14 protein-coding genes and 1 pseudogene are annotated in these 14,207 nt (G+C 71.1%); 12 read left to right on the top strand and 3 right to left on the bottom strand.

The annotated features are described in order from the left end of the window. Positions 1 to 74: 74 nt before the first annotated feature. The 9 genes and pseudogenes from C8E87_RS27975 to C8E87_RS27940 all read left to right on the top strand — a co-directional run bounded on the left by C8E87_RS27975 (position 75) and on the right by C8E87_RS27940 (position 6,747). The gene (locus C8E87_RS27975) at positions 75 to 1,190 is read left to right on the top strand and encodes a sensor histidine kinase (protein ID WP_166661261.1); all 1,116 of its coding nucleotides are present in this window, start codon (positions 75 to 77) and stop codon (positions 1,188 to 1,190) included. Beyond that, the gene (locus C8E87_RS27970; protein ID WP_133875841.1) at positions 1,187 to 1,867 is read left to right on the top strand and encodes a response regulator transcription factor; all 681 of its coding nucleotides are present in this window, start codon (positions 1,187 to 1,189) and stop codon (positions 1,865 to 1,867) included. Before C8E87_RS27975 ends, C8E87_RS27970 begins: the two co-directional genes overlap by 4 nt. A gap of 34 nt (positions 1,868 to 1,901) precedes the next feature. After that, positions 1,902 to 2,492, top strand: coding sequence for a hypothetical protein (locus tag C8E87_RS43870; protein ID WP_166661260.1), 591 nt, complete (start codon positions 1,902 to 1,904; stop codon positions 2,490 to 2,492). A gap of 112 nt (positions 2,493 to 2,604) precedes the next feature. Further along, positions 2,605 to 3,345, top strand: coding sequence for a class I SAM-dependent methyltransferase (locus tag C8E87_RS46690; protein WP_166661259.1), 741 nt, complete (start codon positions 2,605 to 2,607; stop codon positions 3,343 to 3,345). A 34-nt stretch (positions 3,346 to 3,379) separates the two neighbouring features. Next, positions 3,380 to 3,577 (top strand): annotated as a pseudogene (locus C8E87_RS27960) (hypothetical protein); the annotation flags it as partial. 29 nt (positions 3,578 to 3,606) lie between these two features. Further along, positions 3,607 to 3,969 carry a hypothetical protein gene (locus C8E87_RS27955; protein WP_133875839.1) on the top strand — a complete coding sequence of 121 codons (363 nt, stop codon included), beginning with the start codon at positions 3,607 to 3,609 and terminating at the stop codon, positions 3,967 to 3,969. Between the two features lie 89 nt (positions 3,970 to 4,058). After that, entirely contained in the window at positions 4,059 to 4,637 is a 579-nt protein-coding gene (locus C8E87_RS27950) for an alpha/beta fold hydrolase (protein WP_133875838.1), read from the top strand. Positions 4,638 to 4,855: 218 nt separating this feature from the next. Further along, entirely contained in the window at positions 4,856 to 5,917 is a 1,062-nt protein-coding gene (locus C8E87_RS27945) for a cation diffusion facilitator family transporter (RefSeq protein ID WP_133875837.1), read from the top strand. Positions 5,918 to 6,129: 212 nt separating this feature from the next. Beyond that, positions 6,130 to 6,747 carry a TetR/AcrR family transcriptional regulator gene (locus C8E87_RS27940; RefSeq protein WP_203720731.1) on the top strand — a complete coding sequence of 206 codons (618 nt, stop codon included), beginning with the start codon at positions 6,130 to 6,132 and terminating at the stop codon, positions 6,745 to 6,747. A 270-nt stretch (positions 6,748 to 7,017) separates the two neighbouring features. Here C8E87_RS27940 and C8E87_RS27935 read toward each other — a convergent pair whose 3' ends face one another. Beyond that, the gene (locus C8E87_RS27935; protein ID WP_133875836.1) at positions 7,018 to 8,445 is read right to left on the bottom strand and encodes an MFS transporter; all 1,428 of its coding nucleotides are present in this window, start codon (positions 8,443 to 8,445) and stop codon (positions 7,018 to 7,020) included. Between the two features lie 127 nt (positions 8,446 to 8,572). On the opposite strand from C8E87_RS27935, the gene C8E87_RS47100 reads away from it, so the two are divergent. Beyond that, positions 8,573 to 8,689 carry a metal-sensitive transcriptional regulator gene (locus C8E87_RS47100; RefSeq protein WP_498368244.1) on the top strand — a complete coding sequence of 39 codons (117 nt, stop codon included), beginning with the start codon at positions 8,573 to 8,575 and terminating at the stop codon, positions 8,687 to 8,689. 211 nt (positions 8,690 to 8,900) lie between these two features. Beyond that, positions 8,901 to 9,200: a metal-sensitive transcriptional regulator gene (locus C8E87_RS27925; RefSeq protein ID WP_122980656.1), complete on the top strand. Its 300-nt coding sequence runs from the start codon at positions 8,901 to 8,903 to the stop codon at positions 9,198 to 9,200. Between the two features lie 328 nt (positions 9,201 to 9,528). Here C8E87_RS27925 and C8E87_RS27915 read toward each other — a convergent pair whose 3' ends face one another. Both C8E87_RS27915 and C8E87_RS27910 read right to left on the bottom strand, forming a co-directional pair. After that, entirely contained in the window at positions 9,529 to 9,786 is a 258-nt protein-coding gene (locus C8E87_RS27915; protein ID WP_133875835.1) for a flagellar M-ring protein FliF C-terminal domain-containing protein, read from the bottom strand. After that, complete coding sequence (locus C8E87_RS27910) at positions 9,783 to 11,969, bottom strand: heavy metal translocating P-type ATPase (protein ID WP_203720746.1); 2,187 nt, start codon at positions 11,967 to 11,969, stop codon at positions 9,783 to 9,785. Before C8E87_RS27910 ends, C8E87_RS27915 begins: the two co-directional genes overlap by 4 nt. 294 nt (positions 11,970 to 12,263) lie before the next feature. On the opposite strand from C8E87_RS27910, the gene C8E87_RS27905 reads away from it, so the two are divergent. Next, positions 12,264 to 14,201: a S8 family serine peptidase gene (locus C8E87_RS27905; RefSeq protein ID WP_133875834.1), complete on the top strand. Its 1,938-nt coding sequence runs from the start codon at positions 12,264 to 12,266 to the stop codon at positions 14,199 to 14,201. Positions 14,202 to 14,207 lie beyond the last annotated feature (6 nt).

Raw genomic sequence — 14,207 nt, 5'->3', positions numbered from 1 at the left:
GCCCAGCGGCGGCATCTTCGGCGTACAGCAACCGCGGTATCGTCTCCGAGCCGCAGCACCCCTACCGTGTGCTCATGGAGGCTTTCAGCCGCCCGCATGTCGCGGATGGCGCCGTGGCCGGTGCGGTCCTCGTCGCCACGCTGCTCGGCCGGGCCGGCGGCGATCACCTGCACGACGGCGTCGCGGTGCTGCTGGCCGCCGCGGCGGCGGCCCCGCTGCTGCTACGAAGCCGGTTGCCGTTCACCGTCCTGGCCGTCAGCACCGTCGCGGCCGAGGTGTACATGGCGCGGTATCGCGGGGACAACGGCATCCTGGCGCTGAGCGCTCCGCTGGTGGCGCTCTACACGGTGGCTGAGCATTCGGACCGCCGCCGGTCGCTGGTGCTCGGTGGCGTGGTGGTGCTGTCGATCGGCGCCTTCCATACGTTCTATGCGCCGAGCCGTGTGCTGGGGCCGGAGAACCTGACCCTGGTGGCCCTGGGCGCGCTGGCGGTGGCCGCCGGCACGGCCGCCCGGCATCGCCGCCGCTACCTGGCCGAGAGCGAGCACGGCCGCGAGCTGGACGCTCAGCGCCGCGTGGCGGAGGAACGGTTGCGCATCGCCCGCGATCTGCACGACAGCGTCGGTCATCAGCTGGCCCTCATCAACGTGCAGGCCGGCGTGGCGGCGCACTTGCTGACAGACCCGGTGCCGGAGGTGCGCGAGGCGCTGCGGCATGTCCGTGACGGCAGCAAGGCGGCGCTGGAGGAACTGCGCGACTCGGTCGGCTTGTTGCGCCAGCCGGGCGAACCTGCCGCGCCGGTTGAGCCCACTCTCGGCCTGGCGGGGCTGGATGATCTGCTGGCGTCGTTCCGGCGTTCCGGGTTGCGCGTCGACGTTCACCGACAAGGGGCGCCGCCGGCTCTCTCGCGGCCCGTCGACCTCACGGCGTACCGGGTCATTCAGGAAGCGCTGACCAACGCCTGCAAACACGCCGCCGGTCAGCCCGTACAGATCACCATGTGCTTTCGCCGAGACGAGCTGCAGCTCACCGTCGAGAACGACGGACCGCGCGCGGTGCCGGCCGCGGGTCACGGCATCGCCGGGATGCGTGAGCGGGTCGGGGCGGTGGGTGGGTCGCTGCGCGCCGGTCCCCGGCCGTCGGGCGGTTTCCTCGTGGCCGCCACACTGCCGGGCGGGGTAGCGACGTGATTCGCGTGGTCATCGCCGACGATCAGCCCGTCGTCCGGGCGGGGTTCGCCACCCTCGTACGCTCCGCGCCGGACCTGACCGTCGTCGGCGAGGCCCGCACCGGCGCCGAGGCGGTCACGCTGGCCCGCACCGAGCGCGCCGACGTCGTGCTGATGGACATCCGGATGCCCGAGCTCGACGGCCTCGGCGCCACCCGCCTGATCACCGCCGACGACGATCTGGCCGGCGTCCACGTGCTCATCCTGACGACCTTCGAAATCGACGAGTACGTCTTCGCGGCCTTGCGCAGCGGCGCCAGCGGCTTCCTCGGCAAGAGCGCCGAACCGGACCAACTGCTCGACGCCATCCGCCTCGTGCACTCCGGCGAGGCCCTGCTCAGCCCTGCGGCCACGCGCAGCCTCATCGCCCGGTTCCTCGCCCGCCCCGATCCGGGGCGGCTCGTCCCGCCCGCCCGGCTCTCCGGCCTGACCGACCGGGAACGCGAGATCCTGGCCCTCGTCGGCTCGGGGCTGTCCAACGACGAGATCGCCGACCGCCTCGTGGTCAGCCCGCACACGGTCAAGACTCACGTCAACCGCACGATGGCCAAACTCGGCGCCCATGACCGCGCGCAGCTGGTGGTGATCGCCTACGAGACCGGACTGGTGGTACCTCCATCGGCTGACAGGACGAGGTGACCTTGAACGTCCCGCGGATACGCTGCGGGCAGCGATGGTGCCGAATCGAAGTCGACGCGCCGGAGGCAGGGCCGATCTGGTCACTGCCGGCTCGGCTGTGGCCGTCGGGGCGTTCGGCTGGCTGGTCGCGCACACGCTGAACTTCTGGTTCATCGCGCACAGCCACCAGGGTGTACTGAGCTCCTCCGGGCGTCACGTCCATGAGGTGACCGCCGCCGCGGCCGTGGTCACGGGCGCGCTCGCCGCGGCGGCTTTGGTCGCGGCCCTGCTCGTCGGCGGATTCCGGCCCGCCTCGCGATCAGAGAACCGCAACACCGTTGCCCCGGCCACCGGCCTGTCCACGGTGGCGTTCCTGACTGCCGACGCCATCGAACACACTGTCCTCGGTCTGGAGAGCACCCCGCCGATCGTCATTGTCTTCGGCGCCCTGCTGCATGCGGCGTTCGGAGCGGGCACCTCTCTGTACTGGGTCCGGCTCACCGGCGGTGTCCGCATCCCGGTGGTGCGGCCGGTCCCGGAGCCGGCCGTCACTGCCCGGCCCCGGCCGCCTGCCCCGGACGACCGGCCGTGGCGGCGGTTGGTCTGGGCGTACGCCGTCGCCGGCCGCGCGCCGCCTGTCTGCTGAGGTCAGTTCACGTTCCTGGGTCCTCCCGCGCCACGCGTGGGAGCGGCGAACGCTGCGCTGTTTGACGTCCCCCACTCAACCGCGGCATCGCGGCCGCGGCATGGAGGCAGACATGCAAGACCTTTCCCTGGTACGCCGTACGAGCCTGACGGTCCGGCGGCGCGCGACAACACTGCACCGAGCCGTCGGTGAGTCCTACCGGGCCGGCGGCCTGCCCGCCGCCTTGGGCCAGACCGTACGGCTGCTCGGCGAACTGATCGCCCGGCCCGTACACCGATGGCAGGAGCAGCAGCTGGATCGGCGGATGAACCTGGACACGCGAGCCGATAACGGCACAGCGCGCCCGGCAGCGGCCACGTACGACGACGCGGTCGCCTACTCGCCGATCCCCATGCACCACTTCCGCGAACTGCTACGGGCGCTCCCGATCGAGCATCCGCGGGAGTTCACCTTGATCGACCTGGGTTGCGGCAAGGGCCGGACCCTGGTCCTGGCCGCCGAGCACGGCTTCGGCGCGGTGATCGGTGTCGAGCTCGACGACCGGCTCAGCCACATCGCCCGGGCCAACACAGCCGGCCTCCCGGCGGCAACCGTGCTCACCACCGACGCGGTGGACTACGCCTTCCCGGCCGATCCGAGCGTCGTCTTCCTGTTCAACCCGTTCGGCGCCGCGACACTGGCCTCGGTCGTGGCGAACCTGGAGGCATCGCTCAAGGCGACGCCGCGACGGCTGATCGTCGCCTACTTCAACCCGGTGCACCGCAGCGTCCTCGACGACAGCCCGGCATTTCGGCCGAGCGCGTCGGCGCGGCACTGGGTGATCTACGAGTCCGGTCGGCAAGCAGCCCGGTGATGAGGTATTCGCCGGCGCCGTCAACGGCACGGGCGCTCTGCGCGTCGAGGTCGCCCGGCCGGCCGCGGAAAGCGTCGTCGCACGCATCGTCGCGCTGGTCGAGCAGGCGAGCGCGACCAAGGCCAGGACGCAACGGTTCATCGAAAGGGTCGAACAGCGCTCGACGATCATCGTCGGCTTGAACGGGCTCCGCCTACTGCGCGACGGCGCCCGGCGGTCCACGCCCGAGTGAGCATCTCGCCGGCCACGTACTCTGGGGGCATGATGCGGGGCGGACGGTCGCGGTGGGCGCGTGTGCGTCCGCAGCGGCTGCCCGCCCTCGTGATGATCCTGCTGGCCCTGAGCGCCGGCGTGCTCGTGTCGGCCGGAAGCGCCCACCACACCACCGGAACGGCTGAGGCAACCACCGTGGCCGACGCTGCCGTCGTCCAAGCGCCCCTGGATCACGAGCACCACCACGGCAGCGAATGGACGCCCACTCCGAGCCATCGACTGCACCCTGTCGCCACGGTCGCTGCCGTCTCGGCTGCGCCTGCCCGGCCCGAGGCAGACGTCGTGCCGGTTGACGAATCCTTCGCGGCCGCCCCGCCACCGCTGGCACTCTCCGGCGTCTTGCGCGTGTAGCAGCGGGTTCGCCCCCGACTGCCCCCGCACGCGCCGCTCCTCGTGACCGGCGTCTGCCTCGCGTTCGCACCCGCTGGAGACGACGCTCCATGGATCCTCAACCCGTCCTGCGCAACACTCAGATCGCCGGTACCCCCGGAAACCTGCTCGCCTACGACCGCTGGGGCACGACCGGACGCCCGATCCTGCTCCTGCACGGCCTGCTCTTCGACCGCACCATGTGGTGGCCGGTCGCGGCCGAACTGGCCGGCCACTGCTCCGTCGTCGCCCCGGATCTGCCGGGCCACGGCCAGTCGCCGATCCGGGACGACTGCTCCATGGCCCGCATCGCCGATGACTTGGCCACCCTGGTGCAGAGCCTCGGCTCGACGCGCGCTCCCATCGTCGTCGGGCACGACGCGTCGGCCGGGCTGGCCCTCACCTTCGCCGACAGGTACGCCACCCATCGCGTGTTCGCCGTCGACGGGCCAACGGGTGCCGCAACCGTCGAGGAGGTGCCTACGGCCTTCCTCTCGTACGCCGAACCTCGCGAAGACCCCGCACTGCTCAAAACCTACGAGCACTGGCTCGCAGCTCCGCCTACGCAGCGCGCGGCACCCGCACGACTCCCGGCGACCCACCTGACCGACCCGGCCGCGTTCGCCACAAACTTGCGCGCCTACCTGTGACAGTTCAGGTCACCGCCCACTGCGTCTTCAGTAGAGGCGGACGTCGACGGATACATGAGCTGCCCGTAACGGCAGTCCTGCGCAATTGCCTTCACCAAGCTGTCGCCAAGGGACGTTTCTGCAGCTCCTTCGCAGTTACCGCGTTGTCGCAAACGTGAAGGTGCACATACGCTGGGTAAGATCCAGCATCCGCCTGCTTCACTTCGGGGATCGATCCGATGACCGAGCACCACCATGACCATGACCACGGGCATGACCACGACCATCAGCACGGCGACGGCTGGTGGCGCCGGGTGGGTCACCTGCTCACGCCGCACTCGCACGACAGCGCCGACAAGGTCGACTCCGCTCTCGAGGCCTCGCGCGAAGGCATGCGGGCCTTGTGGATCTCGCTGATCGGGCTCGGCGTCACCGCGGCGCTGCAGGCGCTGATCGTGGTGTTCTCCGGGTCGGTCGCCCTGCTCGGCGACACGCTGCACAACGTCGCCGACGCGCTGACCGCCGTACCGCTCGGCATCGCCTTCCTGCTCGGCCGGCGCGCCGCCACCCGGGCGTACACCTACGGCTTCGGCCGCGCCGAGGACCTCGCCGGCGTGTTCGTCGTGCTGGTCATCGCCGCCTCCGCCGTCACCGCCGCGTGGTTCGCCGTCGACCGGCTGCTGAATCCGCAGACCATGACGCACCTGCCCTGGGTCTTCGCGGCCGGCGTCATCGGCTTCATCGGCAACGAGGTGGTGGCCCGCTACCGGATCACCGTCGGCCGGCGCATCGGCTCCGCCGCCCTGGTCGCCGACGGACTGCACGCCCGCACCGACGGGTTCACCTCCCTTGCAGTCGTCCTGGCCGCCGCCGGCGCCTGGCTCGGCTGGGACTGGGCCGACCCGGTCGTCGGCCTCGCCATCACCGTCGCCATCGCCTTCGTGCTCAAGGACGCCGCCCGGGAGGTCTACCGCCGGCTGATGGACCGCGTCGACCCCGAGCTCGTGGACCGGGCCGAGCAAGCGCTCCGCGAGATCCCTGGCGTACGGGACGTGTCCGGCCTGCGGCTGCGCTGGATCGGGCATCGCATGCAGGCCGAGGCCGCCATCGTCGTTGACGCCCACCTGTCGCTGCTCGCCGCCCACGAGATCGCCGCCGACGCCGAACACCAACTCACCCATCGGGTGCCCCGCCTGACCGGCGCGACCGTGCACGTCGACCCGGACAGCCACCCCGGCGACGACTGCCACACCGGCCTTTCCCACCACCGCCGTGACCGCATGGCGGGTGCCGAACGCTGACCGGCGGCTCACCGTCGCCGGCGACGGCCCGACACCGTTCCGGAAGCTGATCCCGCCCAGGGTTGGACGCCGACCTGTATGCGCCAACACGCGCCGGGCGGGCACCGTGGCCTCCGTTACGCTGGTCGGCTGCTCCCCGACCTCGCTGCCTTGCGGTTCCGGCCCGTGCGTGGCGAGGGACGCACGGTCGGGCCGGAGGCTGCCGATGCGGGATGCCCGGCCTGCGAGTCGAGGTCGGCCCCGGGCGCGTCCAGCACGACCGCGGACGGATCTTCACGGCGGCCGGCTTTCTCCCGCGCCTGGCAGCGCAGCAGATGTCACAGCGGGAGCGGAGGCGCACCGCCGCAACGTCCGGCGATCCGGGCGACCGCTATCTTGCGCGATCCGGTGGCCAGGGGTGCGATGGCCTCGATCTGCGCGGTCGGGCCGATGTCGAACTGCGCGGCGGCGCGCTGACGCCGAGCGTCAGCGTCACGCGCATCGTGTCCGCCGCCCTGGAATGCCTCCGCCGCGAGCCGGACGCGACCATGGAGGACACCGCCAAGGCGGCCGGGGTGGGGCGGATGACGGTGTACGGGCATTTCCGGACCCGTCCTGAGCTGGTCGAGACCGCCCTCGGCGAGCCATTGCGGGCCGGCGAGCTGACACTCGGCGGTGTGGATCCGACCGGCGACGCGCGGCAGGCGATGAGTCGGCTGCCGGCTTCCAGCTGGGCATTGGTCGCCGAATCTGCGGCGGTGCTATCGGCGGCGCAGCGAGGGGCGCCTGTGGGAGTTGCACATCGGTGCCGCGGACCGGGTGGAGCAGCTGACAGGCCGGGGGCAGGGTGACGGCGTGCTCCGGATCGAACTGCCGGTCGGGTGGCTGGTCGCCGAGTAGCAGTCCGTAGGCCGGTAGTGCCCATGGTCCGGCGCGGGCGGCTCGTCTTGTTCTGCTGCTGGAAGCGGTGGCGTGGGTCAGGTCAGTGCTGCTGTCGGTCAGGAGCGTGGGCATGTTGATCGCCTCTTCTCGTGGCGGGTAGGCGGGTGGGGCCGGGGTGGGCCCGGTGCTCCGCCGGAGCCGGTCGGGTTCCGGCGGAGCGCTGGGACAGCACCCGGTGGTCATCGGGTGGCCGGCGCGTTTTCGGTCGGCGCGGTGGCGGGGGTGTTGTTGCCGTTGGTGAGGGTGATGACGGCGAGGATGGCGGCCGCCAGGGCGATGCCGGCGGCACCGAACAACGCTGCCGAGTAGCCGCTGGTGAGGGCAGCCGGCTCGCCCAGGGCGTCTGCGCCGTGGGCTGCGGCGAGGGCGGTCATGGCGGCCAGGCCGAGGGCGGAGCCGATCTGGTAGCTGGTGTTGACGATGCCGGAGGCGAGGCCGCCTTCCTCCGGGCGGGCGCTGGACAGCGCGGTGCCCAGCGACGGGATGAAGGCCAGCGCCATACCGAGGGCGGCGACCAGGGAGGCGGGCAGCACGTCGGTCAGGTAGCTGCCGGTCGGGCGGATCAGAGCGAGCCAGCCCAGACCGGCCGCCAGAACAGCGAGACCCGCGACCAGGGTGGTCTTCGTGCCGAACCGTCCGATGACCCGCGGAGCGAGGACGATCATGCCGACCATGATGAGAACGGTCATCGGTAGCAGTGCGGCGCCGCTGGGGAAGGCGCTGAAGCCGAGGACCTGCTGCAGGTAGAGGTTGAGGAAGAACCACATCGGAATCCATGCCGCGCCGAGCAGCAGCTGGGCGAGGTTCGCCGCCGTGAGGTTCCGGCCGGCGAAGATGCCCAACCGGATCAGCGGCTGACGACGACGCGCCTGAATGATCAGGAACGCGGCAAGCAGGATCGCGGATCCGGCGAGCATGAGCCAGGTCGAGGCGGAGTTCCAGCCGGCCTCCGGGGCGCGAACGATCGCGTAGACGGCCGCGGCCAGTCCACCGGTAACAGTAAGGGCGCCGGCCAGGTCGAGGCTGCCGGGCCGGTTGCCGCCGGCGGGCATGAGCGCCGGGGTGGCGATCAGGGCCAGAACGGCGATCGGGATGTTGAGGTAGAACACCCACGGCCAGCTGACGTACTCGGTGATGACGCCGCCGAGGAACACTCCGGCGGTGCCGCCGGCCGGTGCGGCCGCCCCGTACAGGGCGAGGGCTTTGGTGAGTTCGGCGGGCCGGTCACCGAAGAGCATCATCAGCAGGGTCAGCGCGGACGGGGCGATCAGGGCGGACCCGGCGCCCTGTACGGCGCGGGCGGCGAGTTCGAGTTCGACGGTGCCGGCCAGCCCGGCGGCAGCGGACCCGGCGAGCAGGACGGCCCAGCCGGTGGCGAAGATGCGGCGGGCGCCGTACAGGTCGGACAGGCGGCCGCCGAGCAGCAGCAGGCCGCCGAAGGCGACGACGTAGGCGTTGAAGACCCAGGACAGATTGCTCGGGGTGAAGCCGAGGTCGTTCTGCATCTTCGGCAGGGCGACGCCGATGATCGAGGTGTCCATGATGACCATGAATTGGGCAAGGGCGATGAGCGCGAGCGCCCACCACCGGTGCGGACTGCGGGACATGACCGAACCTCCTTAGTACCCCCAGGGGGTATGTGCTTGCGGCGCCATTGTTACCCCCCTGGGGTATACGAGGTCAAGGGAGTCCGTCGATTGACTTCCGCGTCACAGCGTTGGCGTGAGGATGTCGATGCAGTACGCACTGCAGACCGTGGCACTCGGGCTGCTCGACGACCATCTCGCGCACTGCGTCGTCGACGCGGCGAGAGACGGCGGACCCGACGCCGACGCCAAGCGGTCACGGTGACCAGCGCCGCGGCGCTCGACGATGACAGCGTGGCTGCGGCCGTCGCCACAGCCGGCTATCAGCTGGTGCGCTGACCGAAGACGTCACCGCGGCCGTGGCGGGAGGGCATGCTGTCCGCTCTCCCGCCACGTCACCTGGGCGGGCGCGGCACTGCCCAGGGCGTTTCCGTAGCCGAGACGGGTTGATACCGGTGCCGGGTATCTTGCACGGCATGAGTGAGGCGAAACCGGCCGGGCCGCACGGGTATTCGGCCGAGAAACAGGCGCTGATGGCTCGGCTGAAGCGGGTCGAGGGGCAGATCCGCGGGCTGCAGCGCATGGTCGACGAGGACACCTACTGCATCGACATCCTGACCCAGATCTCGGCGGCCAAGAGTGCCCTGCACGCGGTCGCCGTCGGCCTGCTCGAGGACCATCTGCGCCATTGCGTGGTCCATGCCGCAGCCGAAGGTGACGTGGACGCGAAGATCAAGGAGGCGAGCGCGGCGATAGCCCGGCTCGTGAAGTCCTGACCTGCGGGTGCAGTCCGGAGATGCCTGAGCCGGTCGCCCGTCGTCACCGGCCGGGCCCGATCCATTCCCGCAGCTGCTGCGCGGCCCGATCCGCGTCGACCGGCCCGATCGCGCGTTGCTGCCGCCTGCCCTCGTCGGGTGCAGTGAGGATCGGTACGGCCGTAGCCCGGACCGGGGTGCGCTGGTGGTGTAGTGACGCACGGAGCAGCTCTTGCGGGTCGGCTGCCGCCGCGGCCGGCGTCGATGCCGGCGGCCACGGCGACCAGTTCACGGAGCTGAGCCAGGTCGATGTTCGCCGCGGCGGCTTGGTCGACGAGGACGGCGATGCTCAGCCGGACGATGTCGCCGGGGGGGCTTCATGGCGGGTCTCGTGAAGTTGGTCGAGTGCGTTGACGCGCGCCGTGCTGCTGCTCTCGTACCGGGTGCCGCCGTTGTCGCCGAGGTAGGAGCGCTCGCTGATCCTCTCCGACAGGGATCCGGCGGCCGGATCGCGCCGGTAGGTGGTACTGGAGGTGGTGACCTGGTCGAGGTCGAGTTCGGCGTTGCTGGTGACCGTCGAACGGCCGGGGCCGAGCCCGGTGCTCACTGCTGCTGCGGGACCAGGTTCACCCGGCGCAGCAACTGGGCGTTGAGCGCGACCACAATCGTCGAGGCGCTCATCAGCACCGCGCCGACCGCCGGGCTCAACGTGATCCCGGCCCAGGCCAGCACACCGGCGGCGAGCGGAATGGCGACGATGTTGTAGCCGGCCGCCCACGCCAGGTTCTGGATCATCTTGCGGTAGGACGCCTTCGACAGCCGGATCACGCAGGTCACCGCCCGCGGGTCGGAGGAGGCCAGCACGACACCCGCCGACTCGATGGCCACGTCCGTACCCGCCCCGATCGCCAGACCGACGTCGGCCCGCGCCAGCGCCGGGGCGTCGTTGACACCGTCACCGACCATCGCGACCCGCAGGCCGCGGGCCTGGAGCTCGGCGACCGTACGGTCCTTGTCCGCCGGCAGGACCTCGGCGAACACCTCGTCGACACCGGCGCGGAAGCCCAGGTCAGCGGCGACGGCCTCGGCCACCGGCCGGGCATCCCCGGTGATCATCACGATCTTGCCGATTCCGGCACGGCGCAACTGCTCGATGGCCTGCCGGGCCTCCGGGCGCACCTCGTCCTCCAACGCGAACTCGCCGATCACCTCGGTCGCACCACCGTCGTCGTGCAAGCGCAGCAGATGCAGCACCGCCGCACCCCGCGCCGCCCACTGCCTGGCTGGCTCCTGCAAGCCACCAGGGACAACGGCGTCGAATTCGCGCAGTAGAGCCGGTCCACCGACGGCGTACGTGTGTCCGTCGACGCTCGCCTGGACGCCGCGCCCGGTCAGCGACCGGAACCCGGTCGCGTCGGCGTGCAGGCCTCGTTCGTGGGCGACGGCGGTCAACGCCCGGGCGAGCGGGTGTTCGCTGTCGGCTTCCACCGCGCCGGCGATGCGCAGCACGTCGTCGTCGGTGAACCCGTCGGCGGCGGCGGTGCCGGTCACGGTGTGCGCGCCCTTGGTCAAAGTGCCGGTCTTGTCGAACAGCACCGTGTCGATGGTGCGCATCCGCTCCAGCGCCAGCCGGTCCTTGACCAGGATGCCCGCCTTGGCCGACAACGCCGTCGACAGGGCGATCACCAGCGGAATCGCCAGGCCGAGCGCGTGCGGGCACGCAATCACCAGGACCGTCACCGTCCGGACAACCGCCTGGTCCAGATCGCCGAGCAGCCACCAGACCAGGAACGTCACCACCGCGGCCGCCGAGGCGATGTAGAACAGCATCGCCGCGAACCGGTCCGCCAGCACCTGCGCCCGGCCGCCGGCGGCCTGGGCCTGCGCGACCAGCCTGCCGATGCCCGCCAGAGCAGTGTTCTCCCCCACCGCCTCGACCTCGACGCGGATCGCCGAGTCGGTCGCGACCGTCCCGGCGACCACCCGGTCCCCCTCACCACGCGGCACCGGCCTCGACTCACCGGTGATCATCGACTCGTCGAGTTCGGCGGCGCCATCGACGATCCGGCCGTCCGCCGGCACCCGGGCACCGGAACGCACCAGCACGGTGTCACCGACGGCCAGATCGGCGACCTGCACCCGCTCGACACCGCCGCCGCTCACAAGGCGTTCGGCGTCGTCGGGCAGCAGCGCCGCCAGCGCGGACAGGGCTCCCTGCGCCTGGCCGATCGCCTTCATCTCCTGCCAGTGCCCGAGCAGCATGATGGTCACCAGCGCCGCCAGTTCCCACCAGAAATCCAGGTCGAAAAGGCCGAGACCGGTGGCCAGCGATGCCGTGTAGGCGACCGTGATCGCCATCGAGATCAGCATCATCATGCCCGGCGCCCGGTCGCGGACCTCGCTGACCGCGCCGGCCAGAAACGGCCAGCCGCCGTAGAAGAACACGACGGTACCCAGAACCGGGCCGACCCAGGCCATACCGGGGAAGTCGAGGCTGTAGCCGAACCAGTCCATGATCATGTGGCTGGTCAGCACGATCGGGACGGTCAGGGCGAGGCTGAGCCAGAACTTGCGGCGAAAGATCTCCGGGTCGTGACCGGCGTGCTTGTCATGGCCTTCGTGCCCATGACCGCCATGGGCTTCGGCACTGGGCCCGCGAGCGTGATGGTCGTGTCCGGCTGTCGTCTGATGGACGTTGTCGTGGGCGCCCGCATGGTCGAGAGCCGTGGCCGCCGCGTGGTGCTCGTGGCCGTGTTGACGGGTGTTGTCGCGTTCACTCCGGGTCGGCATTTCAACCACCTCCGACGCCGAACATATACCCCCCAGGGGTATGAAGCAAGGGCCGCGGCAGCCGAAGACCGCGCACGGCCAGGTGTCTTCGAAGGGTGTCGGCGACCGGGATGGTGACCGCTTCGAGGTGGAGGCCGTCACCGCTACCTCCCTGAGTGCCGACAACGATGTGTCCGCACCGGACCGACGGGACAAGGGAGGTGTCCAGAGACGGATCGACGACTCTGGCGCCCTGGCGGGTGAGCCTGCTGCGATGCTGGTCGCCACGAGAACCGATCGTTGGCGGGGACCGGGATGCATGGACTTGAGGACAAGTTCGACAGCGCGCTGCGCCGGATCCACTGGGCCTACCAGCGCCGGCTCTCCGGTGCGCCGGCCGGCCGGTTCCGCTCCGAGCTCCCGGTTCCGGACGACGGCCTGCTCAACGTGACCCTCCAGTACGACGGCGACCTGGCCACAATCGTTCCTCTGGGCTTCACGCCGATCGCCGAGGAGGGGCCGGGCCGGGCCACCGGAACGATCGACCTGGGAGCGGTCGACGCGCTGGTCGGCAGCGACCAGGTGATCTCCCTGCGGTTCGGCGAGCCGATGGCGCCGAGCCTGGACCTGAGCGTTCCGGACGTCCGCGCCAACGCGGTCTGGACGCTGGCCGGTGGTGTCTTCACCGGCACCACCGGCAAGGGCGTCCTGGTGGGGGTCGTCGACACCGGGATCGACTGGGGGCACAGGTTCTTCCTCAGCTCGACCGCTCCGCCGACGACCCGGATCCTGCGGATCTGGGACCCGGGCCTGGAGGTGGTCGGCGGCGAGAAGACACCGCTGGGCGCGGGCCTGGCCGGGGCGCCGGACTACGGCGTCGAATACCGGGACACGCACATCAACGACCGGCTCCGGGGCGTGGTGGGTGCGCCGGCGGTCCGGCATGTGGACTGTGTCGGGCACGGCACCCACTGCGCCTCGATCGCCGCCGGGGACGGGCGCGACGCGTTCACGTTCGTGGGGGTGGCGCCCGAGGCCGACATCATCATGGTCAAGCTCCTCGATCTGCAGCACCATCCCGACAGCCCGGTCCCGCCGTTCGCACCGCTGCCGTTCGACCAGATCTTCCGGGACGCGGTCGACTACCTGTTCAAGGTCGCCGACGACCTGGGCAGGCCCCTGGTGATCAGCATGAGCCTCGGCTCCGACGCCGGACCGCACGACGGCTTCACCGATCGCGAGGACTTCCTCACCCACACCTTCGATCCGGCGCTCACCGGCAAGGTCTGCGTGATCGCTGCCGGAAACGCCGGCGGCAAGCGGCAGCATGCCCGCATCGTCTTCCCGGCGGCGGCGACCGTCGACGTGCCGCTCGAGCTGTTCGACGACCGCGGCGCGAAGAAGCTGGAATACCGGGCCTGCGCCAACGTGCCCGGCACCCGCAGCGCCGGGGCTGCCGTCTGGTACCAGTCGGGCGGGGCGACCCTCACCGGCGCGATCCGGTTTCCGGCCACCGTGCCGTTCGTCGCCGGGCCGGCGCTGGGCGCGGTGCGCGTCACCGGCACCCATCTGGGCCGGGACTGGCAACTGACCAACGCCACCGAGACCCAGGTTCTGCGCAGCGGCGCGGGAAGCGTGGTACGCAACGAGTTCGAGTTCCTGATCGAGCCGCATCTCAACCGCCATGTGCTGGGTGCCTACACCCTGCGGCTGACCTCCTCCGGCCCGATGACGGTCCACCTGTGGTGCCGCAGCGGGCGCAGGGAGGGCATGAAGCTGGCCGACGCCGGGCAGCCGCCGGAGGTCCACGTCGAGGACGAGGCGCTGGTCGGTGACCCCGGCGGCGCCGGCAACACCATCACCGTGGCGGCCTACGACGCGGAGACCCAACCGACCGTGCCCATCACCACGTTCTCGTCCCGGGGTCTGCTGGCCGCCCACGGGGCGCTTCCGGTGGTGCAGCCGGACAAGCCCGACCTCGCCGCGCCCGGCAAGTCGGTCGACGCGGCGAAGAGCCGGTCGGCCGCGCCGTGGGGTCCGGCGCTCACCACCCCGAAGAACGGGACCAGCATGGCGACGCCGCACGTGGCCGGCGCGGTGGCCCTGATGCTGCAGAAGAAGCCGGCCCTCACCGTCGCCGACGCGCTGGCCACCCTGCGGGGGCAGGCGCGCACCGCGCCGCCGGTCACGCCCCAGGAGGCCGGCAGTGGCCGGCTGGATGTCAAGGACAGCTTCGACAACGTCCCGCCGTAAGCCACG

This window comes from Paractinoplanes brasiliensis (genome assembly GCF_004362215.1).
Taxonomy (GTDB): Bacteria; Actinomycetota; Actinomycetes; order Mycobacteriales; family Micromonosporaceae; genus Actinoplanes; species Actinoplanes brasiliensis.
This window is presented reverse-complemented; position numbering and strand designations above follow the sequence as displayed.

Coding starts and splice junctions, on each gene's coding strand:
- C8E87_RS46690 (WP_166661259.1), top strand. CDS start 2,605: ATGCAAGACCTTTCCCTGGTACGCCGTACGAGCCTGACGGTCCGGCGG.
- C8E87_RS27925 (WP_122980656.1), top strand. CDS start 8,901: ATGAGTGAGGCGAAACCGGCCGGGCCGCACGGGTATTCGGCCGAGAAA.
- C8E87_RS27950 (WP_133875838.1), top strand. CDS start 4,059: ATGGATCCTCAACCCGTCCTGCGCAACACTCAGATCGCCGGTACCCCC.
- C8E87_RS27975 (WP_166661261.1), top strand. CDS start 75: ATGGAGGCTTTCAGCCGCCCGCATGTCGCGGATGGCGCCGTGGCCGGT.
- C8E87_RS27940 (WP_203720731.1), top strand. CDS start 6,130: ATGCCCGGCCTGCGAGTCGAGGTCGGCCCCGGGCGCGTCCAGCACGAC.
- C8E87_RS47100 (WP_498368244.1), top strand. CDS start 8,573: ATGCAGTACGCACTGCAGACCGTGGCACTCGGGCTGCTCGACGACCAT.
- C8E87_RS27955 (WP_133875839.1), top strand. CDS start 3,607: ATGATGCGGGGCGGACGGTCGCGGTGGGCGCGTGTGCGTCCGCAGCGG.
- C8E87_RS27945 (WP_133875837.1), top strand. CDS start 4,856: ATGACCGAGCACCACCATGACCATGACCACGGGCATGACCACGACCAT.
- C8E87_RS43870 (WP_166661260.1), top strand. CDS start 1,902: ATGGTGCCGAATCGAAGTCGACGCGCCGGAGGCAGGGCCGATCTGGTC.
- C8E87_RS27935 (WP_133875836.1), bottom strand. CDS start 8,445: ATGTCCCGCAGTCCGCACCGGTGGTGGGCGCTCGCGCTCATCGCCCTT.
- C8E87_RS27905 (WP_133875834.1), top strand. CDS start 12,264: ATGCATGGACTTGAGGACAAGTTCGACAGCGCGCTGCGCCGGATCCAC.
- C8E87_RS27910 (WP_203720746.1), bottom strand. CDS start 11,969: ATGCCGACCCGGAGTGAACGCGACAACACCCGTCAACACGGCCACGAG.